Below are 17,360 nucleotides of genomic sequence, written 5' to 3' on the forward strand. Positions count from 1 at the left end.
TTCGCTCCATTGCGCGGGTACAGAACGTAATCTGTCAGAGATTAACCTGAGTCGGGCCACCATCATTGCCACGATCGTTGGTATCTGGCGTGGTTGACTCAATGCCGCTTTGCACAGGCTTCGTTGGCGGCGGTGCGGTTTTATCCGCAGGCGGGAAGTACAGCGGCCCTTTCAGCCCACAGCCGGTCAGGCTAAACAGCGTGATGAGAACGGCCAGCGTTCCAAAGACGTTTTTCATTATAAAGTTGCCCGTAAGTTCAAATCTGTTTCTATCATCGCAGGAGAAGACACAAAAGCAAGAGTTTGCCGCTTTCCTGCAACGGGAATTATTTAGCGTTATACTGCCGCCATCACGAAAAACAGGAACAAAACCATGAACGACAGTGAATTCCATCGCCTTGCCGACACCCTGTGGATGACCATCGAAGAGCGTCTGGACGACTGGGACGGCGACAGCGATATCGATTGTGAAATCAACGGCGGCATCCTGACGTTAAGCTTTGAGAACGGCAGCAAAATCATTATTAACCGCCAGGAGCCCCTTCACCAGGTGTGGCTGGCGGCCAAACAGGGCGGCTATCACTTCGATATGAAGGGTGACGAGTGGGTATGCGACCGCAGCGGCGAAACGTTCTGGGATCTGCTGGAGCAGGCGGCGACGGCGCAGGCGGGTGAGGCTGTGAGTTTCAGGTAGTTTTGTTGCCCGGTGGCGGCTACGCCTTACCGGGCCTACAACAGCTCGAACCGTAGGCCGGGTAAGCGTCAGCGCCACCCGGCGAAACACCTCAGGAGAAATACTGCTGCAACAGCGGCGCGGTATCCTGGCTGGCAGGCACGGCAGGCGCAACGGCCTGATTACGGAACGGGATCACCTGTGCGCGACCGTCGACGTTCACGATCTGATAGAACTGCGGCAGGTTAAAGTTGATAAAGCTTGAGCCGTAGGTAAAGCGGTCATGCGACGACGAATAGAAGCGGCTGACGTCACGCACTAGCTCCTCTTTGCTGCCTTCGCAGTGGTGATACACTTCGGCGCGGTTGGTCTCGTCCAGAATGTAGATGTTAAACCCGGCATCATCACCCGACTCTTCAAAGAAGAACTGAATAATCCCTTCGCTGGCGAATCCGTCCACCACCTGCGGCAGCTTGACGTGGTTGGTTTCCACCTGAACCGACAGGCCGTGCAGCTTGTTGTGCGAAATCGCGCCGTAGAACTCGATGGCGTTTTCCAGCTTCTGTACCGACACGTTCAGGCGTTCGAAGAACAGGCCCCAGGTCTGGCCGGAGACGCGCAGCGCTTTGAAGCGTCCGGTTTCCTGGCGGGTGCTTGAGAGGCGCAGCTCAATGCATTCAGACACCAGCTGCTGAACGCGGGTACGGATCAGTCCGCGCAGATGCTGGCTATAGCAGAACACCTCCACGCTGTCCGGCGGCGCGGCGTCCTGGTGCATCTTGCCGAGAATGGTTTTCAGCGCTTCGATCATCGCCTGCTCGCCGTTGAAGTGCAGGGTACGCACCTCGTTCCACGAGTTTCGGTACAGCAGATCTACGCTGCCCACCAGGCAGTTTTGCTGCTCGCCAAAGCTGAAGACGTCCAGCTTGCGGAAGTCAAAGTGGACCACCTGATTGCGGAAGGCCGCCGTCGGGTCGTATTCCAGATTGACGATAATCGCCAGATGGCGAATTTCGCACGGGCTGTAGAGCGCTTTTGGCGTTGGCGCAGGCAGACGCAGCGGGAAGTGGTGCGAGACATCTGCGACCATCTCCTGCAGCTTAGCGAGATCAACGACCTCGTTGCCTTTAATAAACAGGCGCGTGCGCGAGGTCAACAGGCCGTTGAACCAGGCCCAGGCCACCAGCTTGTTCAGGTAGCGGTTATACTCCAGCGGCTGATGGCTGATGATCGAGTCCATGCTTGGCGCACGGTTGTAGAGATACCACCCGGTGCGGTTTGCGCGGCCCGGCGGCACAAAGATAAAGGTGAGGTTCGGTTCTGACAGGTCCGGCGAAATCTGCGGGTTAACCAGGGTAACTTTACCCGGCAGCGCTTCAAACGCGGCGTACAGTTTACGGGTCAAGACGCCGATATCCTGCGGGCTGGCAGAAACGCTGAGGTTGTTACGGCGCGCAAAGCGGATCAGGTTACGGTAGCTTTGCATCATCGCATCGAGCAGTTCGTTGTGCGCTTCACGCACCTGATCGATTTTCCAGTTGGCGCGGTTGTCGAGCATGGACAGACGCTCTTCGTCCCATCCCCACTCTTTGACTAACTGACTAACCACTTCACGACGCCAGCCAACGCACGCGCGTTCGCGGCTGAGTTTTTCACAGACTTTGAGATAGAAACATCGACGCACCAGGTCAAGACGCGTGGTGTCATCAATGGCTTTCAGGTATTCGGTGACGCGTTCGAGCATCATGCAGTAGGCATCGAGCCCGTAGGAGACAATCTCACCGTCGTGCAGGCGCTGCTTGATGTCTTTCGCCAGCAGGCGCGGCGCGGGATATTCCCAGGAGTAAGCCTCGAGCAGCAGCGTTTTCAGCACCGCTTTATACGGTGAATCGATGCTCTTATAGAGCTGCCAGAGGCTTGCGCCAAAGTACTCTTCGGCGGACAGGGAGCTGAGGCCGCCCAGATCCAGCCATTCATTCGGCGTCAGTACGCCCTGCGAGTACAGCGACATGACGTAATCGTCGTAATGCTCTTCTTCACTGCACGGCACCATATTCCACAGAATACGCTTACCGGCCAGGCGTACGGCGCTACGGTAGAATTCGTCCAGCAGCAGCATGTGCTGGGTCGAGCCGCAGTCTTCACCACCGAGACTGCCGCTTTCGTTATGGCGGAAACGGTTTTCATCAATCAGGAAGAAGCTCACTTCCACGCCGAGCGACGCCGCCCAGCTCTCCAGCAGGCTGCATTTACGCTGCAGCAGCTGGCGCTCTTCATTGTCGAGCCAGGATTGATGACAGACCCAGATATCCAGGTCAGAAGAACAGCTTTGCCCTACCGATGAGGTACTTCCCATGGAGTAAACGCCCGTTATCGGAAGTTCACCTTTTGGGGAGTCCTGGGGCGGCATGCCGCGGTAGAGTTCCAGCTCGTTCAGATAATGCTGTTGGGTTTCATCAGGCGTGAAGAGGCAAATGCCCTTGGGAACGTTACCATCGAGGTAACCCGGCATCAGCGGATGGTGATAGTGCAATAATGTCGGCAGAAGACTGTACACCTGCTGGAAAGCAGGGCCCATGGCAGCAAGCGCGCGATCGACACGCAGTTGGTTTATGGCATCCAGTCTCTGTTTCAGAGTCTCAATATAGAGGTACAAGACGTATCGCCTGATGTTTCCGGGTGTTGCACGTTATTCCACAATCGAATAATGGCGAGCCCGCAGTATTTCAAAAAGATAACCGTTACCCTTTTTCGCCCTTATCTTTATGGTGGTAGCGACGAAAAAATGGTCTAAAACGTGATCAATTTAACACCTTGCCGATTGACCGTAAAGAAAGATGCGCTACATACAAGTGTAGCACCGATCTGAACGTGTAAATTCCTGAATACGGCTGCGGTCGACGCGTACGCCGCCTTGTCCCTCTTTATCTTCATCAACCGTAAAACTGCCATCCTAGAGTCAACAATGTTAGGATGGTTAGTGATTGATAATGACGGTAACAAGCATGTTAGACAATGTTTTGAGAATTGCCACACGCCAAAGCCCCCTTGCGCTCTGGCAGGCACATTATGTTAAGCAGCGCCTTGAGGCCTGCCATTTCGGATTGCGCGTCGAGCTGGTGCCGATGGTCACGCGTGGCGATGTGATTCTTGATACACCGCTGGCGAAAGTCGGCGGTAAAGGCTTGTTTGTCAAAGAGCTGGAAACGGCACTGCTTGAGAACCGCGCCGATATCGCCGTGCATTCGATGAAAGACGTGCCGGTAGAGTTTCCGGAAGGGCTGGGACTGGTGACCATCTGCGAGCGGGACGATCCGCGCGATGCGTTTGTCTCCAATCACTATGATTCTCTCGATGCCTTGCCTCAGGGCAGCGTGGTTGGCACATCAAGTTTACGCCGCCAGTGTCAGCTGGCTGAGCGCCGTCCGGACCTCGTGATCCGGTCGCTGCGCGGTAACGTCGGCACGCGGCTGGGCAAGCTGGATAACGGCGATTACGATGCCATTATTCTCGCCGTCGCAGGCCTTAAGCGCCTGGGGCTGGAGTCTCGCATTCGCGTCGCGCTGCCGCCCGAGCTTTCGCTCCCGGCCGTGGGTCAGGGTGCGGTGGGGATTGAGTGTCGCCTGGACGATGCGAAAACCCGCGAACTGCTTGCGCCGCTCAATCACGACGAGACGTCTATCCGCGTAAAAGCCGAACGCGCCATGAATACCCGCCTTGAAGGGGGATGTCAGGTGCCAATTGGCAGCTATGCTGAATTAACAGACGGTGAACTGTGGCTGCGCGCGCTGGTTGGCGCGCCGGACGGTTCGCAGATGGTACGCGGCGAACGTCGCGGCCAGCCGCAGGATGCCGAAGCGCTTGGCGTATCGCTGGCGGAAGAGCTGCTGAATAACGGCGCGCGTGAAATTTTGGCCGAGGTTTATAACGGAGAACCCCCTGCATGAGTATTCTTGTCACCCGCCCTTCTCCCGCAGGAGAGCAATTAGTGAGCCGTCTGCGCGCACTGGGGCAGGTGGCCTGGAGTTTTCCGTTGATTGAATTCTCCCCCGGTCGGGAGCTTTCTTTGCTCACCGACAAGATGAATACCCTGCAGGAAGGCGACCTCCTGTTTGCGCTATCGCAGCACGCCGTGGAATTTGCCCATGCGCAGCTGCAGCAGGAAGGACGCCATTGGCCATCCTCACCCCGCTATTTCGCAATTGGTCGCACTACCGCGCTGGCTCTGCATACCGTTAGTGGAACAGACGTTCGCTATCCGTTAGATCGGGAAATCAGCGAAGTCTTGCTACAATTACCTGAATTACAAACTATTGCCGGAAAACGCGCGCTGATTTTACGCGGTAACGGTGGGCGTGAACTGTTGGGCGAAACCCTGCGCGAGCGCGGCGCCGACGTCACGTTCTGCGAATGCTATCAGCGCTGTGCAAAAGATTATGACGGTGCGGAAGAGGCGATGCGCTGGCACATGCGCGGCATCAATACCCTGGTGGTCACCAGCGGCGAGATGCTGCAGCAGCTTTGGGCGCTCATTCCGCAATGGTATCGTGAAAACTGGTTACTCCGCTGTCGGCTTCTGGTCGTCAGTGAGCGTCTGGCGAACCACGCCCGGGAACTGGGCTGGCAAGATATTCGGATCGCTGATAACGCCGACAACGATGCGCTCCTGCGCGCATTACAATAACTCTCATAACGGGAAGCCATAATGACGGAACAAGACAAATCCTCCGCCGTGGTTGAAGAGACCAGGGAGACTGTGGAGGTTACGCCACAGCCAGAGACGACTGAAAAGGCCGCTGAGAAGAAAAACGGCAGCAACAAAACCAGCCTGACGCTGAGCGTTGTTGCCATCGCGATTGCCCTCGCCGCAGGCGTGGGTCTTTACGGACTGGTGAAGAAACAAGGCACCAACCAGACGGCAACCAGCGACGCGCTGGTGAACCAGGTCACCGCCCTGCAAAAAGCGCAGGAGACGCAGAAGACCGAGCTGGAAGGCGTGATCAAACAGCAGTCTGCCGCGCTCGCAGCCGCCAACAGCAAGCAGGAAGAGCTGACCAAACAGCTGGGCGAAGTGCAGGAAAAAGTCGCCACCATTTCCGGGACCGATGCCAAAACCTGGCTGCTCTCACAGGCCGATTTTCTGGTGAAGCTGGCCGGACGTAAGCTGTGGAGCGATCAGGACGTCACCACCGCCGCCGCGCTGCTGAAAAGCGCTGACGCAAGCCTGGCTGACATGAATGACCCAAGCCTGATTACCGCGCGCCGCGCCATTACCGAAGATATCGCCAGCCTGTCTGCGGTGTCGCAGGTGGATTACGACGGCATCATTCTCAAGGTTAATCAGCTCTCAAATCAGATTGATAACCTGCAGCTGGCGGATAATAACGACGACGACTCCCCGATGGATTCCGACGGCACCGAGCTGTCCAGTTCCCTGAGCGAATGGCGCGTGAACCTGCAAAAAAGCTGGCAGAACTTTATGGACAGCTTTATTACCATCCGCCGCCGCGATGAAACAGCCGTACCGCTGTTGGCGCCGAATCAGGATATCTACCTGCGTGAAAATATTCGCTCTCGCCTGCTGGTTGCGGCACAGGCCGTACCGCGTCATCAGGAAGAGACTTACAAGCAGGCGCTGGATAACGTCTCAACGTGGGTACGCGCTTACTACAATACCGATGATGCGACGACCACCGCGTTCCTCGACGATATTGATAAGCTGAGTCAGCAGAACATCACCATGAACGTGCCGGATAAGCTGGAAAGCCAGCCGATCCTCGAGAAGCTGATGCAGACGCGCGTGCGTAACCTGCTGGCACAGCCAGGCGTTGCGGCGCAGCCCGCTGCCGAAGCGCCTGCCGCTACGCCAGCACCTGAAAGCGCACCACAAGGAGAGTAACGATGCTTAAAGTTCTCTTCCTCTTTATCCTGCTGATCGCTGGGATCGTGCTGGGGCCCATGCTTGCGGGGCACCAGGGCTATGTGCTGATCCAGACGGATAACTACAATATCGAGACAAGCGTGACGGGGCTGGTGATTATCCTGATCCTCGGGGTCGTGGTCCTGTTTGCTGTCGAATGGGTCCTGCGCCGCATCTTCCGTACCGGAGCGCATACCCGCGGCTGGTTCGTTGGCCGTAAGCGCCGACGCGCCCGTAAGCAAACCGAGCAGGCGCTGCTCAAGCTGGCCGAAGGTGATTATCAGCAGGTTGAAAAGCTGATGTCGAAGAATGCCGACCACGCCGAGCAGCCGGTGGTGAACTACCTGCTGGCCGCTGAAGCCGCGCAGCAGCGTGGTGATGAAGCCCGTGCCAATCAGCATCTTGAGCGTGCGTCTGAGCTGTCTTCCAAAGATCCGATTCCGGTCGAAATCACCCGCGTTCGCTTACAGCTGGCGCGTAACGAAAACCACGCGGCGCGTCACGGCATCGATCGCCTGCTGGAAATTACCCCCCGTCACCCTGAGGTGCTGCGGCTTGCCGAGCAGGCCTATATTCGCACCGGCGCATGGGGCTCGCTGCTGGACATCATTCCTTCCATGGCGAAAGCCGACGTGGGCGATGACGAGCATCGTGATGAACTTCAGCGCCTCGCATGGATTGGGCTGATGGATCAGGCCCGTGCCGATCTGGGCAGCGATGGGCTGAAAACCTGGTGGAAGAATCAAAGCCGTAAAACGCGTCAGCAGGTTCCACTGCAGGTGGCAATGGCGGAACATCTGATTGAATGTGACGATCATGACACCGCGCAGGAGATCCTTCTCGACGGCCTGAAACGTCAGTACGACGATCGTCTGGTCATGGTGATCCCGCGCCTGAAAACCAATAATCCGGAGCAAATCGAGAAAGTGCTGCGCCAGCAGATCAAAACCGTTGGCGATCGTCCGCTGCTGTGGAGCACGCTCGGTCAGTCGCTGATGAAGCACGGCGAGTGGCAGGAAGCGAGCCTGGCATTCCGCGCGGCGCTGAAGCAGCGCCCGGATGCCTTTGACTACGCCTGGCTGGCCGATGCGCTGGACAAGCAGCATAAGCCGGAAGAAGCTGCCGCCATGCGGCGCGATGGACTTATGCTGACGTTGCAGAATAACGGCACTCAGCCGTAACTAAAAAGGAGGCCAGGCGGCCTCCTTTTTTTATTGCGGCTCTCCTGCTACATTCTTTACATCTCAATCAGGATACGAACCCGCCAATGTAACGATCTCTTTTCATTAACCTTTATTTATACACGTGCAAATTGCGCGTGGACTATATCGTTTTTGAAAGGAAATCGTCATGAACTCCCTTTTGTATACGCTTATTGAGGCGCTCCGCGCTCACGGCTGGCTGCGCCTGATGAGCTGCGCCTTTATTTTTTCGTCGCTGGGAAACGGCTTAACCCAGGTGGTTGTCTTTGGTTTACTGCTGCAGTGGGCTGCACCAACGGCGCTGTTAACGCTCGCCTTCCTGTTTGCCACGCTACCCGGGTTTATCGGAAGTATGCTCGCTGAAAAGCTATGCCAACGGTTTTCCCCCCTGTCTCTGCTAATGTTCACCGAGCTGTTGGGCTTACTCGCCCTGCTCTTTCCGCTGCTCGGCGTTCATTATCACAGCATTCCTGCGTTGCTTGCCGTGCAGTCCACTGAAGCGTTGCTAAGTGGAATGAGCTGGCCTGCGCTTGCGCTGCTCTTCAAGCACGGACTCAGTGAATCAGAATTGCCTGCCGCTGCCTGTCTGGAGAACGTGATTTTCGCTTCTCAGATTCTGTTAGGAACGGGGCTGGGCGTGCTGCTCTTTCACAGAATTCCGGTATGGGACCTGCTGGCAATTGATGCCGCCAGCTTCCTCGGGTCGTTGTTGATGCTATTTCTGGCCGGGCGGTTCTTTGAAACACGCATAACATCGGTACCCGCCAAAGAGAATTCCACCGTTTCTCTAAGCTGGCAGACGCTGACTCTCCGGCAAAAACGCAGCCTGCTGCTCCTTCCCGCGCTAGCCGCGGTCGGTTCACCGGCAATGGCACTGCTGCCGGCGCTGGCGCAGCAGATCCAGCCAGAGGACGCGGCAGGTCTTGCGCTGCCTCTGCTTTTCGCCAGGAGTATGGGACAGCTTTGCGGCCCTCTTCTGCTAAAAAGAGACAGCCTGACGCGGTTTGCGGCACACACCCCAAGGTTGCTGATCTGCCTTGCCATTTTTTTAGCGGCTTACGGAACACTTCCATTTTTTTCCGGATGGGTGGCATGCGCGCTGGCAGCGATCTTCGTCGCACATCTGGCGTCGAATATTGTTTTTGCGGCGGGTACGTTCGGCGTACTCAGTAGCTTTCAAGCCGTACAGATTTCAGCTGCCAGCGGTAAAGCCTGGCGATGGCAGACACTCAGTGCTTCGCTCTTTACCAGCATTGCCGCGATGACGGCGGCTGAATACGGGGCGATACATGCGCTGTATGCTATATCGACAGGCGCACTGCTTCTGGTTGCGGTAGTATTATACTGCTATGCGGAATAAGGCATAAAAAAACGCCTGCTATAAAAGCAGGCGTTAAACAGGTCTGTATGACAACATATTTGGTGCTTCACTCAACGTTGTGTCCATGGTGTTTGATGAGGCCGAAGCGACATCTGTCAGTGGACGATAAGCACCGTAAACGGCTCTGCGTCATTCCTGAGTTTATGAGGCGCTAAGGCGAACATAAGAGATGGAATGAGCATCTACAGGTATATTATTGCACGTTACGTGCCAATGTATCACGCAGAACTTTTACATTACGCAACATTTTAAGATAAAAGGAAATTCTGCTGCTAAGCTCCGCCTGACCCCGTGGAAACGACTGTTTATTATCCTGAAGTGTCGTCATTAAGAGACAGCAATATCAGAAACACACGATATTATTATTTTTCAATGATTTAAATGTCGTTAAATCGCGACAGGAGGGAGTACTGTTTGTTGGGGAATGACGACAGGCAGAGTGAAAGGCAGAAAACAAAAAACCCCGCCGAAGCGGGGTTCAAAATTGGTCGGCGAGAGAGGATTCGAACCTCCGACCCACTGGTCCCAAACCAGTTGCGCTACCAAGCTGCGCTACTCGCCGATGTACTGCTTTTTTTGAATTTTTAGTTCAATTCATTTAAAAAGTCGTGGTGCGAGGGGGGGGACTCGAACCCCCACATCCAAAGGACACTAACACCTGAAGCTAGCGCGTCTACCAATTCCGCCACCTTCGCAATTCACAACTCTTTCAAATAATGGGGTGGCTAATGGGATTCGAACCCACGACAACTGGAATCACAATCCAGGGCTCTACCAACTGAGCTATAGCCACCACTGTATTCTTAACTCACGCGGTACTGACTACTTCTCAGACCACCGCAGCTCCAGCACCGGGTAAATGGTGCGCCCGACAGGATTCGAACCTGAGACCTCTGCCTCCGGAGGGCAGCGCTCTATCCAGCTGAGCTACGGGCGCTTAGCGCCGTTGCGGGGCTGGATATTACGTACCTCCGTCCCCGCTGTCTAGTGCTTTTTTGAAAAATATGCGCGTTTGGTTATGGTTTGCACATTTTGCCGCTTAATCCTCCACTTTCTACGTGGTGGAACGGCGACCCAGGCCAAATAACTTATAGGCTACCGTGACGGCGGCCAGGAAGATCGCCCCGACAAACAGCGACATGCGGGTATCTTCATTAAAGTACATACCGATTAATACGCAAATCAGGAACACCATCGTCGCATAGTTCGCGTAGGGGAACAAAATCGAGCGGAACGGATGGCTGGCAATCGCCTGCTTGTGCGCCTGACGGAAACGCAGCTGGCTTATCAGGATCACAAACCACGGCACCATTCCCGGCAGCACGCTGGCGCTATAGACGTAAACAAAGACATGCTGCGGGTTCGGGATGATGTAGTTCAGGCAAGAGCCAATGAGCAGAATCGCAATGGATACCGCCACGCCGGCAACCGGTACGCCCGCACGTGAGACTTTACTCATCGCCGCCGGCAGCTGGTTGTTTTTGGCGAGCGCAAAGAGCATTCGCCCGCAGCTGTACATGCCGCTGTTACAGCCGGATAGCGCCGCCGTCAGCACCACAAAGTTGATGATGCCCGCTGCAGCCGTGATGCCAATCTTCGCAAAGGTGAGGACGAAGGGGCTACCGGTCGTGCCGATTTCATTCCACGGGAAGATAGTCACGATAACGAAGATCGCACCCACGTAGAAAATCAGGATACGCCACAGCACTTTCCCTACCGCGCTACGCAGCGTGACCTGCGGGTTCTTGGCCTCACCCGCCGTAATGCCAATGAGCTCGACGCCCTGGTAGGACGCCACCACGATACACAGCGCCGTCAGGAAACCTTTCCAGCCGCCCGCGAAGAAACCGCCGTGCTCGGTGAGGTTGCCGAATCCGATGGAGTGCCCACCGTTGCCAAAGCCGAAGAAGATCACGCCCAGGCCGACCACAATCATCACGATAATCGTGGTGACTTTGATCATCGCGAACCAGAACTCAATCTCACCGTAGAGGCGCACTGCCGCCAGATTCGCCAGCGCCACCAGCCCCACGGCGATAAGCGCAGGTATCCACTGGACCATATCCGGGAACCAGAACTGCACGTAGACCCCTATCGCGGTGATTTCCGAGATGCCTACCGCCATCCACATAAACCAATACGACCAGGCCGTGAGATAGCCAAAAAACGGACTCATATAACGGTGCGCGTAAACGGCGAAAGAACCGGTCACCGGCTCCATAAACAGCATTTCGCCCATCGAACGCATGATGAAGAAAACGAACAGCCCGGCGATGATGTACGCCAGCAGGACGGAAGGGCCAGCCCATTTGAGCGTGCTTGCGGAGCCCATGAATAGGCCAACGCCGATAGTGCCGCCCAGCGCTATCAATTCAATATGTCGAGCTTCCAGCCCACGCTGTAGCTCCGGTTTTTTCTCTGCCATAAATCCTCGGTTGTGTTTGCTGTTTTCCGGCTTGGGCCGATTTTTGTTTTTTAGGGGTACTGAAATACGGAGCGAATGGTTTCTCAAATTCGGCCAAATGGCAAACGATGCATTAAAAAAATGAATGCATTGGACATAAAGGCAGCAGTTTTGCGGGGGAGTTGCAGCGCGAACAGCATATCGCGCTACATTTTGATTACATTTTTCCGGTGTAGTGCCAAGCGAGGTAGCGGAGCAGACGGATCTGACGTTTGATGCGCGTCGGTTGTGATAACAGGCGATAGAGCCACTCCAGGCCCAATTTTTGCCAAAACTTTGGCGCGCGCTTAACGTGGCCGGTGAACACGTCATAGGTGCCGCCAACGCCCATATAGAGCGCATCCGGGCAGACCAGACGGCAATCTCGCATCAGGATCTCCTGACGCGGCGATCCCATCGCCACGGTAACGATTTTCGCCCCGCTGTCGCGCACGCGTTCAAACAGCGCCTGACGATCTTCAGGTTTGAAGTAACCGTCCTGGCTGCCCACAATGTTAACATTCCACTGACGGCGCAGCTTTTGTTCGGTCTGCGTCAGTACCTCTGGCTTACCGCCAATCAGGAATACCGGCGTGCCTACAGTGCCCGCACGGGCCATAAGCTGCTCCCAGAGATCGGCTCCTGCCACGCGAGAAACATTAGCACCGGGAAACTTTTTACGAATAGAGCGCACCACGCTGATACCGTCAGCATATTTAAACTCAGCGGCCTCTATCAGGCTTTTGACTTCAGCGTTGTCTTCTACCGCCAGCATTTTTTCCGCGTTAATAGCCACCAGCGTGCCCGATTTCATCTGTCCGTCCGCGAACAGAAAATCCAGCGCGTGTTGCATATCTCGCCAGCCAATCAGCTGGAGACCGCGCAGCGCATAGCGCGGCGCAGTAGTTGTGTCTGTCATGACCTTCCTTACTCAGACTTGCGACAGCGTTCTGCTGCCCTGTGGCTCGCGCTTGTGTACAAGCCCCGCGCTGTCAAACAGCCAGTACAGCAGCTTGGCCAGCAGCAGGCAGACGCCGAAAACGACTATAAAGAAAACGACGCGGGAAACAAACGAATCCAGCCCCTCGCGCGCCAGCACGATCATATTGAAAATGGCACCAAAACAGAAACTGTGCAAAATGGCAGCCTTGTAGCGGTTTGCCTCTTCGTTACCCCGCTGATAAAGCCAGTCGAACCACTTGATAATCAATCCAACGGCAACCGCGCCGGGAAGGATAAACCAGGTCCCACCCATCACGACCAGCGAACCGATCAGCGTCGGTGAAATCGCCAGGCCGGAATGGTTGTTCAGCACTTCCCAGGTAAAGTAGTTCGCCGTATTAAGTACGACACCCGGACGATCGGGCCACAGCCAGGTCGGGATAAAGACATAGAAGTCTCGCACAATAGGTGCCAGACCCTGGAAGTCGATTTTGTCGTAGTTTTGCAGCAGCAAGGCCAGATTTTCCCACGGCGAGAAGGTGTCGCGCGTGAGGTACAGGAAGGTGTAAAACGCTTCATCACCGGCAACGTTTAACCCGTAGCGCTTCAGCGCCAGCCAGAACATCCCTACAATGCCAAAAACGCCTGCAGCGACCAGCATCCACAGGGAGATCCACCCGCGAATAATGCCGATAAACAGGAAGATCGCAAAGGCGATGATGATGTTAGCGCGCGTACCGCCCACAATCATGTAGGTTAAAATACCGAACGCGACGGTGCTGACCAGGAAGAACAGCCAGGCTTTGCTGTCCTGACGCAGGAAGAAAATGACCAGCATCGCCGGAATGAAGAAGTAGAAGAAACGCTTGAGCGCCACGCCTGAGACTTCGGCAGAGAAGATCTGGCTGTAGGACTGCAGCTTGAACAGCAGGAATCCGTTGTGCATGAAGAAGATGCCCACGCTCACCAGCGCGATAGCCATCAGCATCACCCACGTCAGATGCGTCTCCACCCGGTTCATGGTGAACAGCGGTCGCCGTGGCCCGGCCGCTTTCGCTGAACGTAGCCGCGTTTTGTAGGTAACGTAGTACACCGCATAGAAGCAGGTCGCGGAAAGCAGCGCCTGCAGCAGGATCTCCGGCGGCGCGACCGCAACATCAAAGCGGAAAACCAGAATGCTGGTCAGCGGGAAGCCGAAGAAGAAGGTCAAAAGGAAAAGTAACGAGAAGAACACGTTAAAATTGAAACGCACGCGGCGGAATTCGAACCAGGTCAGCGTGGCGATAAATAACGTGCTCAGTAGCCAAACCACCAACAAGCCGCTGAATTGCAACTGGCTCATGCGTTTTCTCCTGCAGCGATACGCAGCGCGCGATGCCACGGCGTGAGGTAGTTCGGGCTAAAGAAATCGATGGCACTTTTGTCCACCAGCGCAAGCTGCCGCTGCGCTTCACGCACCACCGCGACATTCAGCGTATCCGTGGTAAACAGCACCGGAATGTGCTGCTCGGTCATATCCTGCCAGAACGGGTTTTCGCGGTTGAGCACGCACGGAACACCCGCCTGGATCAGCAGACATAACGTACCAATTCCCTGCTGACGGGCAAAGATAAAATAGCCCAGATCGCACGTTCTCAGCAGCGCCAGATAGTCATCAAACTCCAGCTTATTCTGCAATATTTGCACGTTCTCAGCGCTGAATAGCGCAAGCCCCTGCTGGCGAACTTCATCAATGTAAGCGTCGTTGTTGGCCGGATAGCCCATGGGCACAACCACTTTTACCGTGTCGCCAAACTGCTGATGTACCGCCCGAAGCGCCGCCACGTGCTCATTGCTGCGATCCCCGGAGTTACCGATCAGAATCGTCAGTTTACCCTCGCGCGGCGTATCGTCAGCCATGTTGTTCAGCGCAGGGTTCATGCGCGTCGGGAAATAGAGCAGCTCACCGTGTACGCTGGGATGTTGCTTTGCAAAGTAGTTGAGATCGCCACGGGTTGCGAATACGCAGCCTACACGCCCCTGGGCCATGCGGCGCAGCGGGTAGAAGAGGCGGAATTTCAAGCCGCGGGAGACTTCGTAGAGGTCTGCGCCCCAGATATGCCAGCTGCACTGGGAAGGCTTGATCCCGCCGCTCAGCAGCGCCAGCCACAGGCCGGTATTAAACTGTCCGTGGAAGAAGAAGCGCTGCTCACGGTCTGCTTTCGCTTTTTCCACAACCGCCTTCGCCAGCGCGGCTTTATCTGGCCAGAAGCGGATGTTGAGCATCGGACACGTCGCGCTCAGGCCGTTGTCCTGGCCTGCAACCATAAACTCGCGCGCGTCGGCTGTGCCGGATGCCAGTTCATCGTTAAAGAACCGTAAAACGGTCTGGTTATGGTGTGGGATGTCCGATCCCAGTATGTGAATCAGTGCAGTCATGCGCGTTTACGCCAAAGTAAAAATACGCCGCAACAGGCAGCGAAATAAACAATATAGGTCGCCATATAGGCCTGAGCAGCCCCTAGCGCACCGTGCCCGGGGATTAGCCAGTGGGAGAACGCCGTCAGCAGCGTAAACTGGCTAATTTCCGCCAGGATATACAACCGCAGCGAGGCTTTCGCTATCACCAGATAGCCGAAAACGTAAGCGCCTACTTTCAGCACATCGCCCACCAGCTGCCAGGCAAACAAATCGCGCATGGCGGTAAACTTCGCCGAGAAGAGCAGCCAGATGGCGACGTCGCGCAGTAGCCAAACGGTAAAACTGGCCGCTGCCACGGCAGGAAGCACAAACCGCAGGGAGCGGATAATCTCGCGGGTAATATCCTTTTTTACGGTCAGCCGCGATAAGGTTGGCAGCAAATAGACGCTAAAGGAAGCCGTTATAAACTGGAGGTAGGCATCTGAAATGCTGCTCACGCCCTGCCAGATCCCCACTTCATCCCAGCTGTAATGCGCCGCCAGCAGGTTTCGCATCATCACATAGGCCACCGGAAGGGTGACCGACGTAATGAGCGCCATCAGGGTAAATTTCCCTAACTGGCTGGCCAACACTTTGTCCCACTGCGGCTTGAGGTAGCTTAGGGGGATAACGCCTCTGCGCATCAGCATAAACGCAGCAGGCACAACCACCAATGCTGGCACCAGCGCCAGCCCCAGCAACGCGCCCTCATAGCCGCCCAGACGATAGCAAACGTAATAGGCAATAACGCCGATGATGCTGCCCAGAATCAACGCAAGGGCGTTCCCGGCAGCATCGCGGAAGCCTTTCATTAACGCCAGCAGCAGGTTCGCCCAGGCGATGCCCATCTGGACGAGGGCAACCAGGCGCACCAGCCCCTGATAATGCGTATGTCCAAACAGCCCCTGGCTAATAGGCGCGGCAGCCAGCAAAAAGACAATGGCCAACAGCGTCGAGAAGCCCAACACCATAGCCGATGACGTGCCGACCACGTTGCGCAGCCGGGCCGGATCGTCGTGATATTGGGCTACGTATTTGGTGACGCCGTTGAAGATCCCGGCGCCGGCTAACACGCCTAACACGGTGACCAGCTGACGGAAATTGCCCGCCAGCCCGACGCCTGAGGGGCCAAATGAGACGGCCAGCAGCTTGACGACCAGCAGCCCGGCGCCAATTTTTACGAGCGTGGACGCCGCCGTCCACACCGATGCTTTCGCCAGAGACATATCAGCCGAAATAACTCAGAAGGGTATTAATCACCGTGCGCTGATTAGCAGGCGCGAGGTTGTAGAACAGTGGCAAGCGAAGCAAACGCTCACTTTCTTTTGTGGTGTAGCGATCTTCGCCCGCAAACACGCCAAACGCCTCACCGGCCGGGCTTGAGTGCAGGGGAATATAGTGGAACACCGCCATGATCTCGGCCTCTTTCAGCCAGGCAATCAGCTCGCTGCGATCGTCGTTATCGCGCAGCTTAATGTAGAACATATGGGCATTGTGGACGCAATCAGCCGGAAGGGTTGGCAGCTCAATGCGCCCCGCTTTTGCCAGCGGCTCCAGCGCGTCGTAGTAGGTCTGCCACAGGGACAGGCGCTGCAGATTAATACGCTCTGCGGCCTCCAGCTGCGCCCACAGGTAGGCCGCCTGCAGATCCGCCATCAGGTAGCTTGAGCCAATATCGCGCCAGGTATATTTGTCGACCTGACCGCGGAAGAACTGGCTGCGGTTAGTGCCTTTCTCACGGATCACCTCGGCACGTTCCACCAGCGCACGATCGTTAATCAACGTCGCACCGCCCTCACCGCCTGCGGTGTAGTTTTTGGTTTCGTGGAAGCTAAAGCAGCCGATATGGCCGATGGTTCCCAGCGCGCGCCCTTTGTAGGTGGACATTACGCCCTGCGCGGCATCTTCCACCACAAACAGGTCATGCTTTTTGGCGATCGCCATAATGGTGTCCATTTCACAGGCGACGCCCGCGTAGTGAACCGGGACAATCGCACGTGTTTTCTCGGTGATCGCGGCTTCAATCAGCGTTTCATCGATGTTCATGGTATCCGGACGCACATCGACAAAGACGATTTTCGCTCCGCGCAGGACAAACGCGTTCGCCGTGGAGACGAAGGTGTAGCTTGGCATAATCACTTCATCGCCGGGCTGGATGTCCAGCAGCAGCGCCGCCATCTCCAGAGATGCCGTACAGGACGGCGTCAGCAGCACTTTGGCGCTGTGAAAACGCTGTTCCATCCACTGCTGGCAGCGGCGCGTAAAACCGCCGTCGCCACAGAGCTTGCCGCTGCCCATGGCAGACTGCATATAGTCGAGTTCGGTTCCGACGACGGGTGGTGCGTTAAATGGGATCATCT

General features: G+C 56.0%; 14 protein-coding genes and 4 tRNA genes. 6 read left to right on the forward strand and 12 right to left on the reverse strand.

Annotated features, from left to right (window positions below; all coding sequences use genetic code 11):
• Positions 1-34: 34 nt before the first annotated feature.
• Positions 35-238: an LPS translocon maturation chaperone LptM gene (gene lptM, locus VPX56_RS21970; RefSeq protein WP_131635690.1), complete on the reverse strand. Its 204-nt coding sequence runs from the start codon at positions 236-238 to the stop codon at positions 35-37.
• A gap of 135 nt (positions 239-373) precedes the next feature.
• Between lptM and cyaY the strand changes: the two genes are divergently transcribed.
• Positions 374-694 carry an iron donor protein CyaY gene (gene cyaY, locus VPX56_RS21975; RefSeq protein ID WP_131635691.1) on the forward strand — a complete coding sequence of 107 codons (321 nt, stop codon included), beginning with the start codon at positions 374-376 and terminating at the stop codon, positions 692-694.
• Between the two features lie 91 nt (positions 695-785).
• On the opposite strand, the gene cyaA is transcribed toward cyaY, so the two are convergent.
• Entirely contained in the window at positions 786-3,329 is a 2,544-nt protein-coding gene (gene cyaA / locus VPX56_RS21980; protein WP_326468918.1) for a class I adenylate cyclase, read from the reverse strand.
• 349 nt (positions 3,330-3,678) lie between these two features.
• On the opposite strand from cyaA, the gene hemC reads away from it, so the two are divergent.
• From hemC to VPX56_RS22005, 5 genes are all read left to right on the forward strand, one after another.
• Positions 3,679-4,620 carry a hydroxymethylbilane synthase gene (gene hemC, locus VPX56_RS21985; RefSeq protein ID WP_326468920.1) on the forward strand — a complete coding sequence of 314 codons (942 nt, stop codon included), beginning with the start codon at positions 3,679-3,681 and terminating at the stop codon, positions 4,618-4,620.
• A complete protein-coding gene (gene hemD, locus VPX56_RS21990) occupies positions 4,617-5,357 on the forward strand; it encodes a uroporphyrinogen-III synthase (RefSeq protein WP_326468922.1) in 741 nt (246 codons plus the stop codon). The genes hemC and hemD overlap by 4 nt, the downstream gene beginning before the upstream one ends.
• Before the next feature lie 21 nt (positions 5,358-5,378).
• Positions 5,379-6,572, forward strand: a complete 1,194-nt coding sequence (gene hemX, locus VPX56_RS21995) for a uroporphyrinogen-III C-methyltransferase (RefSeq protein WP_326468924.1) — start codon at positions 5,379-5,381, stop codon at positions 6,570-6,572.
• Positions 6,573-6,574: 2 nt separating this feature from the next.
• A complete protein-coding gene (gene hemY, locus VPX56_RS22000; RefSeq protein ID WP_263611281.1) occupies positions 6,575-7,774 on the forward strand; it encodes a protoheme IX biogenesis protein HemY in 1,200 nt (399 codons plus the stop codon).
• 169 nt (positions 7,775-7,943) lie between these two features.
• Positions 7,944-9,155, forward strand: coding sequence for an MFS transporter (locus VPX56_RS22005; protein ID WP_326468926.1), 1,212 nt, complete (start codon positions 7,944-7,946; stop codon positions 9,153-9,155).
• A gap of 506 nt (positions 9,156-9,661) precedes the next feature.
• Here the strand turns inward: VPX56_RS22005 and VPX56_RS22010 are convergent.
• The 10 genes from VPX56_RS22010 to rffA form a co-directional block, all read right to left on the reverse strand.
• Positions 9,662-9,738: transfer RNA gene (locus VPX56_RS22010), tRNA-Pro, on the reverse strand.
• A gap of 47 nt (positions 9,739-9,785) precedes the next feature.
• A tRNA-Leu gene (locus VPX56_RS22015) sits at positions 9,786-9,871 on the reverse strand.
• Positions 9,872-9,893: 22 nt separating this feature from the next.
• Positions 9,894-9,969, reverse strand: a tRNA-His gene (locus VPX56_RS22020).
• A 67-nt stretch (positions 9,970-10,036) separates the two neighbouring features.
• Positions 10,037-10,113, reverse strand: a tRNA-Arg gene (locus VPX56_RS22025).
• Between the two features lie 117 nt (positions 10,114-10,230).
• On the reverse strand, positions 10,231-11,601 hold the full coding sequence (thrP, locus tag VPX56_RS22030; RefSeq protein WP_326468928.1) for a bifunctional threonine/serine APC transporter ThrP: 1,371 nt from the start codon (positions 11,599-11,601) through the stop codon (positions 10,231-10,233).
• A gap of 196 nt (positions 11,602-11,797) precedes the next feature.
• The gene (gene wecG, locus VPX56_RS22035; protein ID WP_326468930.1) at positions 11,798-12,538 is read right to left on the reverse strand and encodes a lipopolysaccharide N-acetylmannosaminouronosyltransferase; all 741 of its coding nucleotides are present in this window, start codon (positions 12,536-12,538) and stop codon (positions 11,798-11,800) included.
• A gap of 12 nt (positions 12,539-12,550) precedes the next feature.
• Complete coding sequence (gene wzyE, locus VPX56_RS22040; RefSeq protein WP_131635700.1) at positions 12,551-13,903, reverse strand: ECA oligosaccharide polymerase; 1,353 nt, start codon at positions 13,901-13,903, stop codon at positions 12,551-12,553.
• The gene (locus VPX56_RS22045) at positions 13,900-14,979 is read right to left on the reverse strand and encodes a TDP-N-acetylfucosamine:lipid II N-acetylfucosaminyltransferase (RefSeq protein WP_326468932.1); all 1,080 of its coding nucleotides are present in this window, start codon (positions 14,977-14,979) and stop codon (positions 13,900-13,902) included. Before VPX56_RS22045 ends, wzyE begins: the two co-directional genes overlap by 4 nt.
• A complete protein-coding gene (gene wzxE / locus VPX56_RS22050; RefSeq protein WP_326468934.1) occupies positions 14,976-16,226 on the reverse strand; it encodes a lipid III flippase WzxE in 1,251 nt (416 codons plus the stop codon). The genes VPX56_RS22045 and wzxE overlap by 4 nt, the downstream gene beginning before the upstream one ends.
• A gap of 1 nt (position 16,227) precedes the next feature.
• Positions 16,228-17,358: a dTDP-4-amino-4,6-dideoxygalactose transaminase gene (rffA, locus tag VPX56_RS22055; protein ID WP_263611274.1), complete on the reverse strand. Its 1,131-nt coding sequence runs from the start codon at positions 17,356-17,358 to the stop codon at positions 16,228-16,230.
• Positions 17,359-17,360 lie beyond the last annotated feature (2 nt).

Origin of the sequence: Enterobacter wuhouensis, from assembly GCF_035835995.1 — a bacterium.
Taxonomy (GTDB): Bacteria; Pseudomonadota; Gammaproteobacteria; order Enterobacterales; family Enterobacteriaceae; genus Enterobacter; species Enterobacter wuhouensis.